This is a genomic window from Roseovarius sp. MS2 (assembly GCF_051447875.1).
Taxonomy (GTDB): domain Bacteria; phylum Pseudomonadota; class Alphaproteobacteria; order Rhodobacterales; family Rhodobacteraceae; genus Roseovarius; species Roseovarius mucosus_A.
Window position 1 is genome coordinate 1,929,405 of the sequence record NZ_JBKHVF010000001.1, and the last position, 18,662, is coordinate 1,948,066.

Here is an 18,662-nt window from a genome sequence, read left to right on the forward strand (position 1 = left end):
TCTGTCCTGTGGATTGGTGGGAATTGGGGTGGGCTCTCAGGCCTCAAGCCGGTGGAGTCGCCCTTCGTCCCAGCTCAGCCTGACGGCTTCACCGGGAGATTTCGGAGATTGAAAAAATTGCGCTTCGGGCAGCAGGGCAAGCATCTCTTCGCCGCTTTCGGTTGCCGCCGTGACACTGACAGAGGCCCCCTGATATTCGACCGCGATCACCGTAGCGGGCAGGCCGTCTTTTCCCAGCGATACCGCATCGGCGCGCACGGTAACCTTGCCGCCGGGTCGTGCGAGCACGTTATGCCCGCCAATAAACCGCGCCACGAACTCGGTGCGCGGGCGTGCCCAGACCTCGCGCGCAGGCCCAGCCTGTTCGATCACCGCGTCATTCATCACGACGATCTCGTCTGCTAACGCGAGCGCCTCATCCTGGCCGTGGGTGACGTGCAGAAAGGTGATGCCCAACGCGCGCTGCAGTTTCTTCAACTCGCTGCGCATCCGAACGCGCAGGAACGGATCAAGCGCTGACAGCGGCTCATCCAGCAAGAGCACCTTGGGGTCTGTGATCAGCGCGCGTGCCAAAGCAACGCGCTGTTGTTGGCCCCCAGAAAGCTGTGCAGGTAGACGGTCAGCCAGATTTAGCATGTCTACAAGTTCCAGAAGCTCATTGGCGCGGGCGTGGCGCGTCGCCTTGTTCACCCCTTTCATGCGCAGCGAAAATGCCACGTTCTCGCGCACCGACAGATGCGGAAAGAGCGCATAGTTCTGAAACATCATGGCCGTACCGCGCTGCGCGGGAGGAAGCGGCGATACGTCGTGCCCATCCAGCAGAATGGCCCCTTCGCTGACGTCCTCATGCCCTGCGATCATGCGCAGTGTTGATGATTTCCCACAGCCGGACGGACCCAAAAGGCAGACATAGCTGCCTTTTACAAAGACATGATTCAAATCACGCACTGCAACCGTATCGCCATAGCGCTTGGTCAGGTGCACCAATTCAAGATCATACCCCGTTCGCATCAAGGCCCCCATACCGTCATCTGCAATGAACCTGCGCTTTGAATTGCGCGTGCGGCAGAGTTTTCGCTGGCGGGAGGGCGCAAAAACCGGCGCCGCCCGTTTTATGGGCCTCTTGCAACGGGTGGCGCTTAAAAATCAGAACATTTTTGTATACAATATTGTCTCAAATCGCGAAACCCACTGTTCTACTTGTCCCTTTCCATGCGAATCGGAAAAAGACATACTCAGGGGCAAACAATCGGCGCAGGACCCATGACCAAGATCGAGATCACAACTTGGACCAGCGACGCGGTCATCCTAGACCTTGAACGTGCGATCCACGAACATCGCCTGCCCCCCGGCACCAAACTTGGCGAAGATGAATTGGGCGATGCCTATGGCATCAGCCGCACCATAGTGCGCGCGGCTCTATTGGCCCTTTCGCACCGCCATCTGGTTGAGTTGAAGCGCAATCGTGGTGCTTTCGTCGCGCAACCTTCGATCCGCGAAGCACGTGAGGTGTTCGAGGCCCGTGCCCTTCTGGAACCCCGCACTGCGCATTCCGCAGCGACCCGCATGACGGAAATGGACCTTGCCCTTTTGCGGACCAATATCTGCGACGAACACGCCGCTCTCGACGCCGGAGAGAACGGTCGCGCGCTGTTCCTGTCGGGCCAGTTTCATATCGAAATCGCCCGCATTGCAGATCAGAGCACGATAGAGACCTTCATTTCCGAACTCATCTCGCGGTCGTCGCTGATCATCGCCCTCTATTGGCGTCGCCGTGCCGCCCTATGCGAAACGCAGGCGCATCATGCACTGCTGGATGCCTTTGCCAACCGCGATGCCGCTCTTGCCGAACAACTGATGAAAAGCCACCTGCTGGATCTTGTGGCGTCGCTTGATCTGCGCAATGTCACCCAGCCGCCCACCTCTCTGCGCGAGGCGCTTCAACGATGAGTGACCTGTCGTGCCGTACCGCAACCCTGCCAGAGGTCGTGCAAATGCTCGACTGGGCAGCGGAGGAGGGGTGGAATCCGGGGATTGACGACGCGGCGGCCTTTTATGCCGCTGATCCTGAGGGGTTTTTCGTGGCCGAAGTGGACGGGCAGCCGGTCGCGGCTATTTCCGTCGTCAACCATTCTGATGCCCACGCCTTTCTCGGGCTCTACCTCTGCCGTCCTGCGTTTCGCGATCAAGGGATAGGCTTTGCCCTCTGGCAACATGCCATCGCCCATGCCGGCACGCGCCCCCTGGGCCTTGACGGTGTGCCCGCGCAAGAGGCGAATTACGCCAAATCTGGCTTTGCGCTGGTCGACCGGACCCGCCGCCTGACGGGAACTTTGCCACTGCAGGCTCTGACATTGCCACTTTCTAGCCCAGAGGATTTCCCGGCACTTGCCCGTCTCGATCGGGCTGCGACGGGCGTTTGTCGGCAACGGTTTCTACGGGTATGGGTGGACAATATCGCCACACGCAAAACCGTGCTGCTGCGCGAAGCGGCAGAGGTTACGGGCTTTGCCACGGCGCGGCGCTGCCGCAAGGGGGTCAAGATCGGCCCCATAGTGGCACCCGACGCCATGGCGGCGCTGCATCTCGCGGGGCAGGCGGCGGCGGCATTGGCAGAGCCGCTGACCATCATTGACGTGCCGGATGGAAGTGCCGCCTTTGGCGCGGTGTTGCGGCGAAACGGCTTTGTCGAAGGGTTCGGGACCGCCCGAATGTATCGTGGCACTGCACCCCAAAATGGTGATACGCTGCATGCCGTCGCCACGCTGGAACTGGGCTAGGGCGCGCGAAACCCGGTGGACTTGAGCGAGACCACCAATGCGGCAGTGTCGACGGCTAACACCACCAAGGCTTGCATTTGCACTGACAGGGTGTTTTTCGTATAAATATGTGAATAAAGGATTTTTTGGGGGACGCGAGGATCATGGCAAGAGCGATCTACGGTACATGGATCGACTTGGTGTGTGCGTTTTTTAAACGTCCCCGTCGGCTTCAGGTGGCGGCGGTCTGCTACAGAGAAACGCATGGCCGCAAGGAAGTATTGCTCATTACCTCGCGCGGCACGGGGCGCTGGGTCATCCCGAAAGGCTGGCCAATTGACGGTAAGGATGCCCCCGGCGCGGCATTGCAGGAAGCTTGGGAAGAGGCCGGCGTGCGGTCTGGATGTGTGAGCAAAGAGGCGGTTGGTCTTTATTGCTACGAAAAAGAGCTGTCCACAGGATTGCCCGTCTCGGTGGAAACGCTGGTCTTTGCGATTGAGGTGGATCAGATGGATGAAGACTATCCCGAAGCTGCGGAACGCCGCCTCACATGGGTCAGCCCCGGTGCTGCCGCGAGCATGGTTCAAGAGCCAGAGTTGCAAGATATCCTGCGCAGGATGTAACAAATTTATTTCGATTTTGTGACAAAGCCGGTTGATGCCAATCGCGCGCTTGAATATGCCCCATCCAGCCAGTTACCGGGGGGCAAGCTGTGAGCGACACGCAAAACGACGCCAAACACCTTGAGACCCTCGACAGGGATCTTCAGCGGTTTTCCCATCTAGAGACAGCAACGCAATATGTTGCGCGCCCAATGGTGGCGCCTGGCATCGCCCTGGCCTTTATCGTCGTGACAGCGCTTGCCGCGGCGGTCTTTTTTGGTGAATTCCCGATCAACTTTGTGGTGATCGCGGCGACGGTGTTTGGGGCCTATATGGCACTCAACATCGGGGCCAATGATGTGGCCAATAATATGGGACCAGCGGTAGGTGCCAATGCGCTGACCCTTGGTGGTGCCATCACGATTGCGGCGATTTTCGAAACGCTAGGGGCGTTGCTTGCGGGCGGAGATGTGGTTTCGACCATTTCCAGTGGCATCATAGACCCCGTGACCGTCGCGGATACGCAGGTTTTCATCTGGGCGATGATGGCGGCGCTGATTTCAGCGGCGCTCTGGATCAACCTTGCAACATGGATCGGGGCCCCTGTGTCGACCACGCATTCCGTGGTCGGTGGGGTGATGGGGGCCGGGATTGCCGCCGCCGGGTTGGCCGCAGTCAATTGGAGCACGATGAGCGCAATTGCCGCGTCCTGGGTCATCTCTCCGGTGCTGGGCGGGGTGATTGCAGCGCTCTTCCTTGCGCTGATCAAATCGCGGATCATTTACCGCGAGGACAAGATTGCCGCCGCGCGTCGCTGGGTGCCGATCCTTATCGGGATCATGGTTGGGGCGTTTGCAACCTATCTGGCGATGAAAGGGCTAAAGCGCGTTGTCAAAATCGACCTCGGTACCGCCGTCACCATCGGTCTGATGATGGGAGTGATATCATGGCTTGTGACGATCCCACTGATCAAGCGGCAGTCACAAGGGCTGGAAAATCGCAACAAGTCTCTCAAGGTGCTGTTTGGCGCACCTCTCGTGATTTCGGCGGCGCTGTTGAGCTTTGCCCATGGGGCGAATGACGTAGCCAATGCAGTAGGCCCGTTGGCGGCCATCGTCCATGCGGCAGAGTTCGGCAGCGTCACGGAACAGGTGTCGATCCCACTCTGGGTCATGATCGTCGGCGCGTTCGGCATTTCCTTTGGCCTGTTCCTGTTTGGCCCCAAACTTATTCGCATGGTCGGCTCTCAGATCACCAAACTGAACCCGATGCGCGCCTATTGCGTGGCGCTGTCGGCGGCGTTCACGGTTATCGTGGCAAGTTGGTTGGGCTTGCCCGTCTCTTCAACGCATATCGCCGTGGGCGGGGTGTTTGGCGTTGGTTTCTTTCGCGAGTGGGATGCGGAACGCCGTCTGCGGAACAACAAAGTGGCAAAGCCCCAAGAATTGCGGATCGCCCCCGAGGAACGCCGTCGGCGCAAACTGGTGCGTCGGTCGCATTTCATGACCATTATTGCGGCTTGGGTGATCACGGTTCCCGCTGCGGCGCTTGTCTCGGCATTGGTGTTTCTGGCGCTGAACAGCCTACCGGCCTAGCGGTCGCGACAATGACCTGAGTATCCTGTTCACAAACCGTGGGTTTTGGAACGTCGAAAAGGACCGTGCGCTCTTCTTGGCTGCCATGATCAAAGATGCCTTGGCCGACGAGCCGGGCCATAAGGCCGCCAATTCCACCTAGGGGCTCGTCATGGCATCTGGCATCATGGTTGCGGACGTGTGAGCGGCGAGCCTTGGCAAGCAGACCTTGCGGCCTGAGAGCGTGCTTTCGACCGTTATTGGAAGCCCGTAGACGGTGGTAAGGTTGGCCTCTGTCAGAACCTCTGCGGCGGGGCCCTCTGCCAGCACTCCGCCGCGATGCATCAGCAGAACGCGTGCGTTCAGCGCAAAGGCCTGATCGGGGTCATGGGTCGACAGGATGACGCCATGGCTTGCAGTGCCTTTGATCTGCGCCAACGCGCCGATCCGCGCCAGTACCTGCGCTTGGTTGCCGAAATCGAGGCTGGCGGTCGGCTCATCCATCACGATCAGCGTGGCCTCCTGGGCCAATGCGCGGGCGATCAGAACCAGTTGCCTCTGCCCGCCGGACAGCTGGGAATAGTCTCGATGCGCAAGGTCATGGATGCCGAGGTGTCGCATCGCATCCTCGGCGACGGCACGGTCGGTTTTGCCCGGCTGAGCAAAGGCCCCGAGCCGCGCCGTGCGCCCCATCAGCACCACTTCCAGCGCCTCGAACGGAAAGGGCGGCGCATGGGCCTGCGGGACGTAGGCGATGGCCCGTGCGATTTCGGCTCGCGTCTGTGCCGTGATCGGGCGGCCCCCCAGCAAGACGGAGCCGGAAAGCGCGGGCAGCAACCCCAAAAGCGTGCGGAACAGTGTTGTCTTGCCGCAGCCGTTCGGACCCAGCAGGCACAGAATTTCGCCCTCTCGCACCCGCAAGTTCAGCCCGGTGCCGACCGGACTTTTGCCATAGCCGATGGACAGGTCCTGCGCCTCAAGCATTACAACCAGCCCCTTCGGCCACGCGCCAGCAGCCACACGAAAAACGGCGCACCGATGACGGCTGTCAGCACGCCCAACGGAACTTCGACCGCCGCTATGGTCCGCGCCAGCGTGTCAACCACCAGCAGATAGCCCGCGCCAATCATCGCCGAAGCGGGCAACAAGCGGCCAAAACCCGGACCAACCAGCATCCTCGCGATATGCGGGATGACAAGGCCGACCCAGCCCACAACCCCGGCCAAGGCCGTGACGCTTGCCGTGATCAGCGTCGCCGACGCGATCACAATCAACCGTGTGCGCCCGGCCTCGATTCCCAATGCGCGGGCCTCTTCGTCGCCAAGGCTTAGAACGTTGATCCGCCACCGCAACAAGGCCAGTGGAACCAGTCCGACCAGCACCACGGGCAGGGCCGGAACAATATCCCGCGTCGTGATGGACGCCAGCGATCCCAGCAACCAAAAGGTGATCGCGGGCAACTGATCATAGGGATCGGCCATCACCTTGAGCAAAGAGGTGGCGGCCCCCGCCAATGCGCCGACCACCACGCCCAGCAACACCAGCGTCAAGGTCCGGTCAGTGCCACGCACCAACGAACCGACCAGAGTGACCAAGCCCACCGCCACCATACCGCCAACAAAAGCAGAGGCCTGGATCATCACCACCGGGAGTGACAGAAAGATGCCAGCCACTGCACCCAGCCCCGCCCCTGCCGAGACCCCGAGAATATCGGGCGACACCAAGGGATTACGAAACAAAGCCTGATAGCTCGCCCCGGCGGCGGCAAGGGCCGCGCCGACCAGCAGCGCCGCCCCCACGCGCGGCAGGCGGATGTTCCACACCACGATCTGTGCCTGCTGGTCCCCCTGTCCGAGAAGCGCTGACAGAACTTGGCCTGTCGTCAGGCCATAGGGGCCGATCATCACTGCGCCAAACGCCAGCAGAACCAGCACCATAGCCAGCCCGCCGGTCAAGCTCAGGCCTTTGAGCAAACCGGCGTTTGGCGGGCTTACATCGGCGGTCGTCCTTCGGCCCATTCGAGCAGCCTTTCCAAGTCCTCGTCGCTAAGATCGACATTGTAATAAAGCGCGTAGAAGGCTCGGGTATCCTCGCGCAGGTCCCCTTGCCAGAGATCAGGATATAGCAGCCTCGCCATCCAAAGCAGCCCCATCATCCGGTTGAGCGACGGAGGCCGGTCGATCCAGCCAAAAGGTGCCGTGGGCGACAGGTAGACCCGCCCCCTTTGAACTGCGTCGATTCCCTGCCACAGCGGATCGTCAAACACCGATGCGTAGAAATTCGGGTCCCATGTCACGATTGTGTCGGGATTGGCGACGATGAGCTGTTCCATGGATGCATTCACCAGACCCCCCGTCGCCCCACCGTCATCTGCTACGTTGCGCCCCCCGGCGCGCTCGATGATCTCGGTATTGATCGAGCCTTTCATCCCGGTCTCCAGCCCCTCGGGGCCGCGGGCAAGATAGACGCGCGGGCGGTTTTCCTCCGGCACGTTGGCCAACATTGCGTCAATTCGGGCAAATGTCGCCTCGACATCCAGTGCCAGCACCTCTCCACGCTCAGGCACTCCAAGAGCGTGGCCCAAGATGCGCAGCGCCTCTGGGGTGTTATCAAACCGCCCGTCGATAAGAAGGTAGGGAATGCCGGTCTGCTCCTGCACCCTATCGGCAAGGTCGATATAGGTGTCGCGCACCGAGCCGAAATCGACGATCAGGTCCGGCTGGATCTGCAAGACGCGCTCTAAGTTCGCTTCGCCGCCGCGCCCGGTGAGACGACCGGTTTCGGGGATGTCGCGGTAGGGTGCTGCGATATAGGCGCGTTCCTCGGGGCGCAGCGCACGGGGCCAGCCGGTCAGCGCCTCGGGCTTGAGCACATAGACCAGCACCGAGGCTGGTGGCCCGGACGCGAAGACAGAGGTTACCGTGTCCGGCACCTCGACCACGCGGCCCGCGCTGTCGGTGACGCTGCGGGCATGGGCGGGCAGCGCCAGCACCGCGAGGATAACGAGCAGATACCGCATGTCAGCCTCCGTTCCCCGTGGCGAACCCGCTGTCGGCAAGCATCGCCAGCCCTTGGGGCGACAGAAGGTCTTCTGCCGGTCTCCGCGCCCCCCTCGGCGCATCATTCAGCGCGATCAAGCGATGGTCAGCGCCAGCCGATTGGTCCAACCCATACAGGGTCTCGATGTTGGCATAGGCCTCTCGCCCCTCGCGGGCCACGTGCCACTCGGGTTCAAGGTTGTGCCGCCGATACCGAGGGCCATTTTCACGCGCGAACCGCAGTGTGGGAGTACGGCCAATAAACCGCAAGGCGGCGTCTGATGCCGGTGCGCGCTGGATACATGTCTTAGTCTGGCAAAGTTCCATGCATAGTTCCGTTCGATCATTGCACATTACGCGGTGATGTTCCGGGCAACGCCCGCATAGCGTCACGCTTATCGCACAGAATGGCGCTGAAAATCGTCGCTTCATAGCCTTGAAGTTCACGCGTCTTAAAGAAGGGGACAAGAAGCGCAGGAAAAATGCGCGTATCCGCAGATATCGCACTGCGGTTTGGACAGGGTCGCCAGCGGTACGCGCCGCTTCGCAACGCTGGATTTACTTCACCTGCTGCACGAAAGGCCGATTTGGCCCCAGCCCAATGCAGCCGTGTTGACCGATGCCATCATAGAGATTTTCCGATGCCGGGCGCACAAAGGTAAGTAGATGACTGAAAAACTCTGATATTGCAGTTTCTGATAAAATCAGTCAGGATAGCGACCAAGGCTCAACGTGTCCCTCTGACGGCCGCATGAGGGATTGCGCTTTACCTGAACACGCCTGACGGCCTGACGGGGTCATCGGTCGGGGTTTCGACGTGAAAGGCTCGCTGGATGCGAAAGGGGCGCAACATTCTCGCCCTCCGCGTCCGGTGAATACAAACGAAAAGAAGGGACAATGAACGATGATCCGAAACCTCCTTACTACGACGGCTGTGATTGCCGCGCTGGGCGGCACAGCTCTGGCACAGACACCCGGTGACGTGCTTGACACCTACGCTGATATTGCAGCAGCCAACTACACCGACAGCCTGACTGCCGCGCAGGCGCTGCAGACGGCGGTAGCCGCGCTGATCCAATCCCCATCAGCCGCGACCCTTCAGGCCGCCCGCGCAGCTTGGCTTGCAGCGCGCGTGCCCTACCAGCAATCAGAGGTGTTCCGCTTTGGGAATGCGATTGTGGACGACTGGGAGGGTCGCGTGAACGCTTGGCCGCTGGATGAGGGGCTGATCGACTATGTCGACGGGGCCTATGGCGGCGCGACAGACCAAAACCAGTTGGCCGCGCTCAACGTGATCGCTAATCCGGTCTTCACGCTTTCGGGTCAAGAGATCGACGCGACCGAGATCACCCCGGCTCTCCTCAAGGAGACCCTTCACGAGGCCGACGGGGTCGAGGCGAATGTCGCCACTGGCTATCACGCGATCGAATTCCTGCTTTGGGGGCAGGACCTGAACGGGCATGGCGACGGCGCGGGGGATCGGCCCTGGACTGATTATGCGCAAGGTGCGGACTGCACCGGCGGCAATTGCGACCGTCGGGCCGAGTATCTGGCGGCGGCGACCAAGCTTTTGGTCGGCGATCTGGATTGGATGACAACGCAATGGGCCGACGGTGGCGCGGCGCGCGCGGCCCTGATGGCGGATGAGCGGGCTGGCCTTGCCGCAATCCTGACCGGGATGGGAAGCCTCTCTTACGGTGAGACGGCGGGCGAACGCATGCGGCTTGGTCTGATGCTCAACGATCCCGAAGAAGAACATTCCTGCTTCGCCGACAATACCCACAACGATCATTTCTATAACGGGGTGGGGATCCGGAACGTCTATCTCGGGAGCTATACCCGCACTGATGGCACGAGCGTGTCTGGCCCCTCCCTCTCCGGTCTCGTTGCTGAGATTGCCCCAACGCTTGATGTCGAGATGCGCGCGCGGCTCGCTGATGCGGTTCTTGCACTGGGACGGATCAAGACATCGGCTGAAGCGGGATTTGCATATGACGAGATGCTTGAACGCGGGAATGCGGGCGGCGAGGCCTTGATCATGGGGGGGTCGAGGGGTTGATCGCCCAAACCCGGTCGATCGAGCGGGTGATCGCCGCGCTTGACCTTGGTGGGATTGAAATAGAGGGCTCTGACAGCCTCGACGATCCCTCGGCCGTGTTTCAGTAACACATCTTTGTTCACCGCTTCAGGCGGTGGACACAAACCCCAGCTTGTAGACTGGTATGTTATCACATATCAAGCGCAATGACGTGTGTTGACGTCATTCACAAAAACCAAGGAACAGTGATGAAAACCCTATCTGTAACGCTTGCCGCCTGTGCTGCGCTTGGTGCGACCGCAGCCCAGTCTCAGGATGCGAACTCGCCGTTCTCCGCCGAATTCTCGGTCGAGTTGCAAACCGATTTTACCGTCGATTCCTCTGCGCCCGGCGGCGAGATAAACAATACGTTCGCCACCATTGAGGGCGCGCTTTCGTTCGCTTTCACGTCGCGGACCTCGATCAACAGCACGCTGGTTCTCGAACAAATCACCGCCCCGACCTCGGACAGCTTCCTCGAAGACCATGGCCTTTATGCCGAAGAGCTTTACTTCGCGCATGATTTTGGCGCGGCGCAGGTGGTGCTAGGCAAGTTCAACCCCGCTTTTGGCCTGGCGTGGGATGCAGCGCCGGGTATCTATGGCGTTGATTTCGCTGAAGACTACCAACTCACCGAGAAGCTCGGTGCGGGCCTTGTGATCCCTTTTGCGGCAGGACAGGGCGAACATGCGCTGAGCCTGTCGTTCTTTAACGCGGATCGGAGCATCCTCAGCGAGTCGCTGGGCGAAAATCGCGGGCGGACAAACCGGAGCGACGGTGGCGTGTCGAATACCAGCGCACCGGAGTCTGTTGCGATCTCGCTCACGGGTGCCTTTGGCGCGACCGGGTACAACCTCGGCCTGCAATCTCAGGCGCGCGGCGTCGTCGACGCAGAAGATCAGACCGGGATCGTGGGCGGTATCAGCCATGAATTCGTAACCGGCTCTTTGCCTGTGAAACTGCTTGCCGAACTGGCCTATTTTGATCACTTCGACGGCACCGCCGACAGCGCGACCTTCGCCACATTTGGGGCTGAGGCGCTTGTTGGCCCCGTCACGCTTTCGGCGGTCTATGCGATGCGTGATGTCGAGACGCTGCCAAAGGATCACCTGGCCACGCTCTCTGGCGAAATTGAGATCCTTGAGGGGCTAAGTGGCGCACTGGCCTATCGCTATGGCGATGAGGGCGGCGACGAGACCCATACCATAGGCGCGCTGCTCGCCTACGAATTCTGAGAACCACTTGAAAGCGTCATGCCCGTGTCTACGCCAAAAACATACCACACATTCCTGCCTATAATCGTCATAGCGAGTATCTGCGCGGGCATGACCGCTGCCCAATCTCTTGAAGATATCCATCTGAATGTGGTGCCGCGCACCGAAACCGAGCGTGCGCGGGTCGACGCCGCGACAGCCCTGCCCACGGATTTCTCAAAGGCATGGCCCTTCGAGCAGAACGTTGGGGGCGCGCAGACCGTGCGGTCGCGCGATACCGCCGATGCCTTCTCGCAGCCCGCCGCAAACCTGACTTTCGAGCAGGAGCTGGAATTTCGTATCGGCAACGGCATGTTCCGCCGCGTCTGGGTGTCGCCTCCGGCCTCGACGCTGGCCTCGGATGGTCTTGGCCCGCTCTACAATGCGCGCTCATGCCAGCGCTGCCACCTTAAGGATGGGCGTGGGCATCCGCCCGAAGGCCCCGGTGACAGCGCCGTTTCGATGTTCCTGCGCATCTCGATCCCGGCGCCCGAGGCATCCGAGATCGCCGCTTACATTGACGGCATCCATCCGACCGCGCCTGATCCCACCTATGGCACGCAGTTGCAGGATTTCAGCCTGCCGGGGCACAGGCCCGAATACCGTCTCGATGTGAGCTACGAAGAGATCGAGGTGCCACTCGCGGGTGGCGAGGTGGCGCATCTACGCGCGCCCACCTATCGCGCCGCCGACCTCGGCTATGGCCCGTTGCACGCGAATGCTATGCTCAGCCCCCGCGTCGCGCCGCAGATGATCGGCATGGGGCTACTAGAGGCGATCCCGTCAGCGGATATTCTGGCGCTCGCCGATCCCGAGGACGTTGATGGTGACGGCATATCAGGGCGGCCGCAGATCGTGTGGTCGGACGTGTACGATCAGCCGATGCTCGGCCGCTTCGGGCACAAGGCGGGCAATCCCACGCTGTTAGAGCAGACGGCAAGCGCCTTTGCCGGCGATATCGGCATCTCCAACCCGATCCATCCGGCGGGGTGGGGTGATTGCACCGACGCGCAGACCGATTGCCGTGCGGCGATGCATGGCGGCGACGCCGAACAATCTGGGTTCGAGATCGACCAAGTTGGTCTCGATATCGTCACTTTCTACAGTCAGACTTTGGCGGTGCCAGCCCGCCGCAATGTCAGCGACCCCGAGGTGCTGCGCGGGCGCGAGGCGTTCTACACCACCGGCTGCGCCTCTTGCCATCGGCCGAACTATGTCACCCATCGACTTGAAGGCGACAACCCCGCAAGTTTCCAGTTGATCTGGCCCTATACCGACCTTTTGCTGCACGACATGGGGCCCGGTCTTGCTGATAACCGCCCAGAAGGTCGTGCCAACGGACAGGAGTGGCGCACCGCCCCACTCTGGGGAATAGGGATGACCAAACTGGTCTCGGGCCACACGTATTTCCTGCATGATGGCCGCGCGCGTTCTTTGTTAGAGGCTGTCCTCTGGCACGGCGGCGAGGCGCAACACGCCCGTGACACTGTCGTCGACATGCCCCCCGAAGACCGTGCCGCCCTCATAAAATATCTGGAGAGCCTGTGAGACTGATCACCACCCCCGTTTTGAGCCTTAGCCTTGTGCTCGGCCTTGCCGCGCCGTCGCTGGCCGATGTCAAAAGCGCGCTCGACGCGCATATCCTCCCGGCCTTTGCCCGTTTCGCCGAATCCGCCGACGCGCTCGCTGAAGCTGCGGGTGCTGATTGCCGCCCTGAGGCGATGGCCGAGGCCTATCACACTGCCTTCGATGCTTGGATCGCGGTCTCGGACTTGCGGATTGGACCGTCAGAAACCGGCGCACTTTCGGTTGCCTTCTGGCCCGATGGGCGCGGTTCTACGCCGCGCGCGCTGGCGCAGTTGATCGCAGAAGAAGACCCGGTTGCCTTTGATCCCAAAGCCTATGCCGAGGTGTCGATTGCCGCGCGCGGGTTCTTCGCGCTCGACATGCTGATGTTCGACCCGGAGTTCTCTGACTACGCACCGCAAAGCTATGGCTGTACGCTGGCTGCCACCATCGCCGCCGATCTCGCCCTTCAGGCTCATGCCCTAGAGGCTGCTTGGTCCGGGCCCTTTGCTGACACGTTGCAGAGTGCCGGGGCCGATGGCAACGCGGCCTTTCTGACGCCGGACGAGGCGTTGCGGGCCATCTATACGCAGATCCTGACATCGCTCGAATTCACGGCCGATACCCGGCTGGGCCTGCCGATGGGCACTTTTGACCAGCCCCGACCTCTTCGTGCCGAGGCGCGCCGGTCAGGGCGGTCCTTGCGAAACGTGGTTCTGGCAGCCGAGGCCGCACATGGGCTGGCAAGTGCACTGGCCGACTGGCCCTTGCCCGAAACCCAAGCCGCGCTGGCCCGGTTGCAGGTTGCCGCCGCTCGGATCACCGACCCTGCCTTTCAGGATGTGACGGACCCTCAGGCACGCTTGCGCGCCGAGGTGCTGCAACAGGCGGTGCGCGGCTTGCAGGCGGCGATAGAGGAAGAGATCGGTGCCCAGCTTGGCATTGCGCCAGGGTTCAACGCGCAGGACGGGGATTAGGACAATGGCCACACGACGAGGATTTCTGATTGGGTTGGCCGCCGCAGGTGCCGCGCCGCGCATTGGTTGGGCCGCCGTTGGGAGCCCTGCCTATCTGGCCGCAGCACGCGAGGCGGATGGCAGCTTTACGCTTTATGGCCTTTCAACGGACGGCATCGCCAAGTTCCGTGTGCCCCTTCCCGCGCGCGGCCATGCCGGCGCAGCCCATCCAATCCGGGCCGAGGCCGTGGCCTTTGCCCGCAGACCGGGGCAGTTCGCCCTTGTCATCGACTGCGCAACTGGCGCGGTCCTGCATAGCCTGACCCCGCCCGAACGCCGTCAGTTCAACGGCCATGGTGTTTTCGCTGCCGGGGGTGACCTGTTGTTCACCAGCGAACAGGCCCGCGACACAAGCGAAGGCATTATTGGCATTTGGGACGCGGCCGCTGGCTATGCCCGGATCGGAGAGTTCCCCAGCGGTGGGATTGGTCCACATGATCTGCGCCTGATGCCAGACGGGCAAACGCTGGTGGTGGCCAACGGGGGCATTGCCACCGACCCGAGTGATCGGACCAAGCTAAACATCCCCACAATGCGCCCGAACCTTGGGTATCTGACCCTGTCCGGGACGCTTGTCGATAGGGTCGAGCCAAGCCCCGATCTGCAGCAGAACTCGATCCGCCATCTTGCGGTGCGCGGCGACGGTCTGGTCGCCTTTGCCATGCAATGGGAAGGTCAACCGGGCATGGCCCCGCCGCTTGTGGCGCTGCACCGCCGGGGACAGGCCCCGATACTGGCCGAGGCCCCGCTGGCCGACGAAATCGCCATGCAGGGCTATGCCGGCAGCATCGCCTTCTGCGGCGACGGGTCAGAGGTGGCGATAACCTCGCCGCGCGGTGGGCGCGTGCATCGCTTCGGAATTGACGGCGTATTCCTTGGCGCCGTCGGGCGTGCGGATGTCTGCGGACTGGCACCGCGGGCAGGGGGGTATCTTGCCAGCGATGGGTTGGGTGGCCTCGTGGCGGTGGCCCCTAGCGGCTTGATCGCTCTGGCCCGGCATGATTGTGCTTGGGACAACCATATTATCCCCTTGTAGGTTGGATTGCCCCGCAGCGCATCTTCAGCAAGTCGGCCACCCTCATATTGTGCTGTATTTTGGGTGGTTGAAGGGCACCGATGCGGGAAAACACCCTGCGGGTCGCAGGCCCTTTAATGTCGGCGCTACAATCCGTTTCATTTCGCAATCGCCTGATCTTGTCGGGCTCGGTCGATTCACGCGGTCAATCTATGCGCCCTGCGCCTACGACATATTATAGATGCTTGGGCTTGAACCCGAATGCGCACTGACTTTCGCGTTCTAATCAAGTGGCGTTGGACAGGCGTAGAAGCGATGCACGGTCATGTCCAATCCGCCTCGACGATATTCAAGCTACCGATGCGGGAATAGAGCGTTGTGGGTTTGACGCCAAGCAAAGCGGCCGCACCAGAGGGGCCGGCTATACGGCCGCGTGTTTCGCGTAGGGCGGCAATCAGGTTAACCCGAACAAGGTCCTGCATCTGCGCTTCGGTTCGAAAGGATCGGCCTGTCTCTGCCAGCGGCCCTACGCCCCCCAGTTCGACAACCAGCTTGCGATCCTGAGACACAATCGCGGCCCGTTCCATCACGTTATGAAGCTCGCGCACATTGCCGGGCCAGTCATAGGATTGTAGCTGTTGCACCACGCCTTCGGTCAATACGGGCTCGGGCCGGTTCAGCCTGCGGCAGGCGATCTTGAGCAGATGGGCGGCGAGAAGCGGGATATCTTCCTGTCGGTCGCGGAGCGGCTGGCAGGTGATGGGAAAGACATTGAGAAACAGATACAGGTCTTCGCGGATGCGGTGAGAGCGGCGGGCCTGTTTGTCCGACAGGGTGGTCGAGGCGATCACACGGATATCGAGCGGCTTTTCTCGGGTGTCGCCCAGACGGGTCACAGCACTGTTTTGCAGGGCAGCCAAAAGTTTGCCCTGTATCTCAAAGGGCAACTCCTCGACATCGTCGAGAAACAGCGTGCCGCTATGTGCCAGTTCCAGCTTGCCGGGTTTGTCGCGGGTGGCCCCGTTGGGGGCACCGCGAACCTGCCCCCATAACTCGGCCTCGACCTCTTCGGGGGCGACGGAGCCGCATTTGAAATGGATGAGGGGGCGGCGTGCGCGCGGGCTTGCCTTGTGAATGGCGGTCGCCACAAGGGATTTGCCGGTGCCAGTCTCGCCACTGATGAACACGGTGGCATCGGTGCGCGCCACAAGGTCAATCCGTTGCACGGTCTGCCGCACCGCAGAGGACGCGCCGATGATATTGTGATGCGCGCGCTCGGTGGTGATCGCCTCTTGGAGATAGGCGTTTTCCTGTTCCAGCCGGTCGCGGAGCGCGGCCACCTCTGCCATCGCCTCGCGCAATTTACGTTCGCTTTCCTTGCGCTCGGTGATATCGCGAAAGATCACCACAGCCCCCGCCAGAACATTCTGATCGTAAATCGGGGTCGAGACATATTCGACGCGGATCGGTTTGCCATCCTTGCGCCAGAACACCTCGTCTTCGATCCGATTGACCTCTTCAAAGCGGAAGGATTGGTAGATCGGGCAATCATGTGCGTGATAGATATCACCGTTCAGATGGTGGTGATGGATCACGGAATGAATGTCGTGACCCAAGAGGTCCTCGGCGGTCCAGCCCAGCATTTCCTGCGCGGCGCGGTTAAGAAAGGTGGTCTTGCCATCCGCATTGACGCCGTAGATGCCTTCGCCCGCGGCATTCAGGATCAATTGGTTCTGACGCTCTAGCTCGGAAAAAAACTCCTGCGCGCGCCGCCATTCAAGCAGACCTGAACGATGCAACTCAGCCGCTTGCGCGATGCGGTCGTGGCGTTCCATTTCTGCAAGATCGAGCAGGGTCAGCGCAAGGAGCGAGGGGGCATTGGCAACCAGCCTGCCGCGTAGCTCAACGCGCAACGGCCTTCCTGTGATGCTGGCAAGGGTAATGTCGCGGCTCCATGCCTCGCCCCGGTGTGCGATTTCATCCACCAACACGATAAAACCCGGCAAGCTCGCGCCGACCAGCGGTGAAAAGGGTGTGCCGGTGGAATCCTCAAGATCGAGGAGCGCTCGGGCGCGGGGATTGGCCGCGACGATCCGGTCGGCAACAAGGTCGATCACCAGCGCCGCCTCGGCTAGGGCGTCAAGCAGGGAATCGGGGGTTGTGGGTATCTCGTACATGACTTCACCAAACACCGCCGCAGCGCAGCGCGGCAATACGAAATCTCGTAAATTACGAAATTTCATAAGGATATACGTGAGAGATACTGTGCTAGTATTATGTAAATAAATGATAAAATACTGAGCTTAAAAAATAGGCACACCCCTTTCGCGCGTAGCGGCTTCATTGGATCATGGGCCAAACGGCATTTGAGCGAAAGGACGTGAAATGACCATGAAGAGCCTTGGCGACCCATTTTCAGAAAAGAATGACCTGCGCCACGGCGCGTCCTGCGGGTGCGACACCTGCAATGGCGCGCAGCATGACGTGACCGCGCGGGCGATGTCCTCTGAAGCGATGCTAGAGCGCGCGGTCGAAAGCGCCGTGGTGCGGTCGGTGTTCGGCCACAGCGATATCGGGCGGCGGTCGTTCATGGGGATGATGGGCGGCGGTACGGTTGCGGCGGCGCTTGCATCGGTGTTTCCGCTTGATGCAGCCAAGGCAGCAATCCTCGACAATCTTGGCGCGCCGGAAAAGACAGACCTCAATATCGGGTTCGTGCCGATTACCTGCGCCACGCCGATCATCATGGCGCAGCCCTTGGGCTTTTACGAGCGCTACGGATTGAACGCGAGTGTCATCAAAACCGCCGGTTGGGCTGTGGCGCGCGATAAGTCGCTGTCGGGGGAATATGACGCGAGCCATATGCTGACGCCGATGCCTCTTGCCATGACACTTGGCGCAGGCTCGACCGCTGTGCCATACATCATGCCCGCCGTTGAAAACATCAACGGGCAGGCCATTGTCCTGTCGAACGAGCATCTGGACAAGCGCGACCCCAAGCAATGGAAGGGATTCACCTTTGGGGTGCCGTTCGAATACTCGATGCACAATTTCCTTTTGCGCTATTACGTGGCTGAACACGGGCTTGATCCCGATGTGGATATTCAGATCCGCGTGGTGCCGCCGCCCGAAATGGTCGCCAACCTGCGCGCCGGGAACCTTGATGGCTATCTTTCGCCCGATCCGTTCAATCAGCGCGCGGTTTGGGAAGGGATTGGCTTTATCCATCTGCTGACCAAAGAGATCTGGGAGGGGCACCCCTGCTGCGCCTTTGCCGCGCCGCTGAGTTTCGCCACGGAGTTGCCCAACACCTATGGGGCGTTGCTCAAGTCGATCATTGACGCCACGCAATATGCGTCCAACCCAGAGAACCGCATTGAAATTTCCGAGGCCATCGCGCCGACGAATTATCTCAACCAGCCCGTCGAGGTGATCCAGCAGGTTTTGACCGGCACCTTTGCCGATGGCTTGGGTGCGGTGCAGCAAGTGCCAGATCGGATCGACTTTGATCCTTTCCCTTGGCATTCGATGGGCGTTTGGATTCTGACCCAGATGAAGCGGTGGGGCTATATCGAGAACGATATTGACTACAAGGCTGTGGCCGAACAGGTCTATTTGGCTGCCGATGCCAAGAAGGTGATGAACGATCTGGGCTATGACGCGCCCGACATCACCTACAAATCGCACACCATCATGGGCAAGACATTCGATCCGGCAGAGCCGGAGGCCTATGTCAAAAGTTTCGCCATCGGGAAGGGTTAA

Annotated in this window: 15 protein-coding genes and 1 pseudogene; 10 read left to right on the top strand and 6 right to left on the bottom strand. The window is 60.9% G+C overall.

The window, feature by feature from the left end; translation table 11 throughout:
* Positions 1-36: 36 nt before the first annotated feature.
* On the bottom strand, positions 37-1,011 hold the full coding sequence (locus ACLGGT_RS09490; protein ID WP_037298111.1) for an ABC transporter ATP-binding protein: 975 nt from the start codon (positions 1,009-1,011) through the stop codon (positions 37-39).
* A gap of 252 nt (positions 1,012-1,263) precedes the next feature.
* Here ACLGGT_RS09490 and ACLGGT_RS09495 point away from each other — a divergent pair, with 252 nt between their 5' ends.
* From ACLGGT_RS09495 to ACLGGT_RS09510, 4 genes are all read left to right on the top strand, one after another.
* Entirely contained in the window at positions 1,264-1,950 is a 687-nt protein-coding gene (locus ACLGGT_RS09495; protein ID WP_422002958.1) for a GntR family transcriptional regulator, read from the top strand.
* Positions 1,947-2,780, top strand: coding sequence for a GNAT family N-acetyltransferase (locus tag ACLGGT_RS09500; RefSeq protein ID WP_437195845.1), 834 nt, complete (start codon positions 1,947-1,949; stop codon positions 2,778-2,780). Before ACLGGT_RS09495 ends, ACLGGT_RS09500 begins: the two co-directional genes overlap by 4 nt.
* Positions 2,781-2,923: 143 nt before the next feature.
* The gene (locus ACLGGT_RS09505) at positions 2,924-3,382 is read left to right on the top strand and encodes an NUDIX hydrolase (RefSeq protein ID WP_422002954.1); all 459 of its coding nucleotides are present in this window, start codon (positions 2,924-2,926) and stop codon (positions 3,380-3,382) included.
* 191 nt (positions 3,383-3,573) lie between these two features.
* Positions 3,574-4,956 carry an inorganic phosphate transporter gene (locus ACLGGT_RS09510; RefSeq protein ID WP_437197409.1) on the top strand — a complete coding sequence of 461 codons (1,383 nt, stop codon included), beginning with the start codon at positions 3,574-3,576 and terminating at the stop codon, positions 4,954-4,956.
* Positions 4,957-5,094: 138 nt separating this feature from the next.
* Here ACLGGT_RS09510 and ACLGGT_RS09515 read toward each other — a convergent pair whose 3' ends face one another.
* The 4 genes from ACLGGT_RS09515 to ACLGGT_RS09530 are packed head-to-tail and all read right to left on the bottom strand — an operon-like array spanning position 5,095 to position 8,243.
* Positions 5,095-5,919, bottom strand: a complete 825-nt coding sequence (locus tag ACLGGT_RS09515) for an ABC transporter ATP-binding protein (protein ID WP_437195846.1) — start codon at positions 5,917-5,919, stop codon at positions 5,095-5,097.
* A complete protein-coding gene (locus tag ACLGGT_RS09520; protein ID WP_437195848.1) occupies positions 5,919-6,953 on the bottom strand; it encodes a FecCD family ABC transporter permease in 1,035 nt (344 codons plus the stop codon). Before ACLGGT_RS09520 ends, ACLGGT_RS09515 begins: the two co-directional genes overlap by 1 nt.
* Positions 6,926-7,954: an iron ABC transporter substrate-binding protein gene (locus tag ACLGGT_RS09525; RefSeq protein ID WP_437195850.1), complete on the bottom strand. Its 1,029-nt coding sequence runs from the start codon at positions 7,952-7,954 to the stop codon at positions 6,926-6,928. Before ACLGGT_RS09525 ends, ACLGGT_RS09520 begins: the two co-directional genes overlap by 28 nt.
* A gap of 1 nt (position 7,955) precedes the next feature.
* The gene (locus ACLGGT_RS09530; protein WP_437195851.1) at positions 7,956-8,243 is read right to left on the bottom strand and encodes a hypothetical protein; all 288 of its coding nucleotides are present in this window, start codon (positions 8,241-8,243) and stop codon (positions 7,956-7,958) included.
* 634 nt (positions 8,244-8,877) lie between these two features.
* Between ACLGGT_RS09530 and ACLGGT_RS09535 the strand changes: the two are divergent.
* The 5 genes and pseudogenes from ACLGGT_RS09535 (at position 8,878) to ACLGGT_RS09555 (ending at position 14,921) form a co-directional block, all read left to right on the top strand.
* Positions 8,878-10,139, top strand: a pseudogene (locus tag ACLGGT_RS09535) (imelysin family protein).
* A 120-nt stretch (positions 10,140-10,259) separates the two neighbouring features.
* Entirely contained in the window at positions 10,260-11,285 is a 1,026-nt protein-coding gene (locus ACLGGT_RS09540; RefSeq protein ID WP_437195853.1) for a hypothetical protein, read from the top strand.
* Positions 11,286-11,375: 90 nt separating this feature from the next.
* Positions 11,376-12,851, top strand: a complete 1,476-nt coding sequence (locus tag ACLGGT_RS09545) for a di-heme oxidoredictase family protein (protein ID WP_437195855.1) — start codon at positions 11,376-11,378, stop codon at positions 12,849-12,851.
* Entirely contained in the window at positions 12,848-13,846 is a 999-nt protein-coding gene (locus tag ACLGGT_RS09550; protein WP_437195857.1) for an imelysin family protein, read from the top strand. The genes ACLGGT_RS09545 and ACLGGT_RS09550 overlap by 4 nt, the downstream gene beginning before the upstream one ends.
* Before the next feature lie 4 nt (positions 13,847-13,850).
* Positions 13,851-14,921 (top strand): DUF1513 domain-containing protein, encoded by a 1,071-nt coding sequence (locus ACLGGT_RS09555; RefSeq protein ID WP_437195858.1) that lies wholly within the window; start codon positions 13,851-13,853, stop codon positions 14,919-14,921.
* 302 nt (positions 14,922-15,223) lie between these two features.
* Here ACLGGT_RS09555 and ACLGGT_RS09560 read toward each other — a convergent pair whose 3' ends face one another.
* Positions 15,224-17,143 (bottom strand): sigma-54 interaction domain-containing protein, encoded by a 1,920-nt coding sequence (locus tag ACLGGT_RS09560; protein WP_254700015.1) that lies wholly within the window; start codon positions 17,141-17,143, stop codon positions 15,224-15,226.
* A gap of 142 nt (positions 17,144-17,285) precedes the next feature.
* Between ACLGGT_RS09560 and ACLGGT_RS09565 the strand changes: the two genes are divergently transcribed.
* A complete protein-coding gene (locus ACLGGT_RS09565; RefSeq protein WP_151976996.1) occupies positions 17,286-18,662 on the top strand; it encodes a CmpA/NrtA family ABC transporter substrate-binding protein in 1,377 nt (458 codons plus the stop codon).

Excerpts from the sequence above, each read along its gene's own strand:
- ACLGGT_RS09490 (WP_037298111.1), bottom strand. The coding sequence starts at position 1,011 with ATGCGAACGGGGTATGATCTTGAATTGGTGCACCTGACCAAGCGCTAT.
- ACLGGT_RS09495 (WP_422002958.1), top strand. The coding sequence starts at position 1,264 with ATGACCAAGATCGAGATCACAACTTGGACCAGCGACGCGGTCATCCTA.
- ACLGGT_RS09500 (WP_437195845.1), top strand. The coding sequence starts at position 1,947 with ATGAGTGACCTGTCGTGCCGTACCGCAACCCTGCCAGAGGTCGTGCAA.
- ACLGGT_RS09505 (WP_422002954.1), top strand. The coding sequence starts at position 2,924 with ATGGCAAGAGCGATCTACGGTACATGGATCGACTTGGTGTGTGCGTTT.
- ACLGGT_RS09510 (WP_437197409.1), top strand. The coding sequence starts at position 3,574 with ATGGTGGCGCCTGGCATCGCCCTGGCCTTTATCGTCGTGACAGCGCTT.
- ACLGGT_RS09515 (WP_437195846.1), bottom strand. The coding sequence starts at position 5,919 with ATGCTTGAGGCGCAGGACCTGTCCATCGGCTATGGCAAAAGTCCGGTC.
- ACLGGT_RS09520 (WP_437195848.1), bottom strand. The coding sequence starts at position 6,953 with ATGGGCCGAAGGACGACCGCCGATGTAAGCCCGCCAAACGCCGGTTTG.
- ACLGGT_RS09525 (WP_437195850.1), bottom strand. The coding sequence starts at position 7,954 with ATGCGGTATCTGCTCGTTATCCTCGCGGTGCTGGCGCTGCCCGCCCAT.
- ACLGGT_RS09540 (WP_437195853.1), top strand. The coding sequence starts at position 10,260 with ATGAAAACCCTATCTGTAACGCTTGCCGCCTGTGCTGCGCTTGGTGCG.
- ACLGGT_RS09545 (WP_437195855.1), top strand. The coding sequence starts at position 11,376 with ATGACCGCTGCCCAATCTCTTGAAGATATCCATCTGAATGTGGTGCCG.
- ACLGGT_RS09555 (WP_437195858.1), top strand. The coding sequence starts at position 13,851 with ATGGCCACACGACGAGGATTTCTGATTGGGTTGGCCGCCGCAGGTGCC.
- ACLGGT_RS09560 (WP_254700015.1), bottom strand. The coding sequence starts at position 17,143 with ATGAAATTTCGTAATTTACGAGATTTCGTATTGCCGCGCTGCGCTGCG.
- ACLGGT_RS09565 (WP_151976996.1), top strand. The coding sequence starts at position 17,286 with ATGACCATGAAGAGCCTTGGCGACCCATTTTCAGAAAAGAATGACCTG.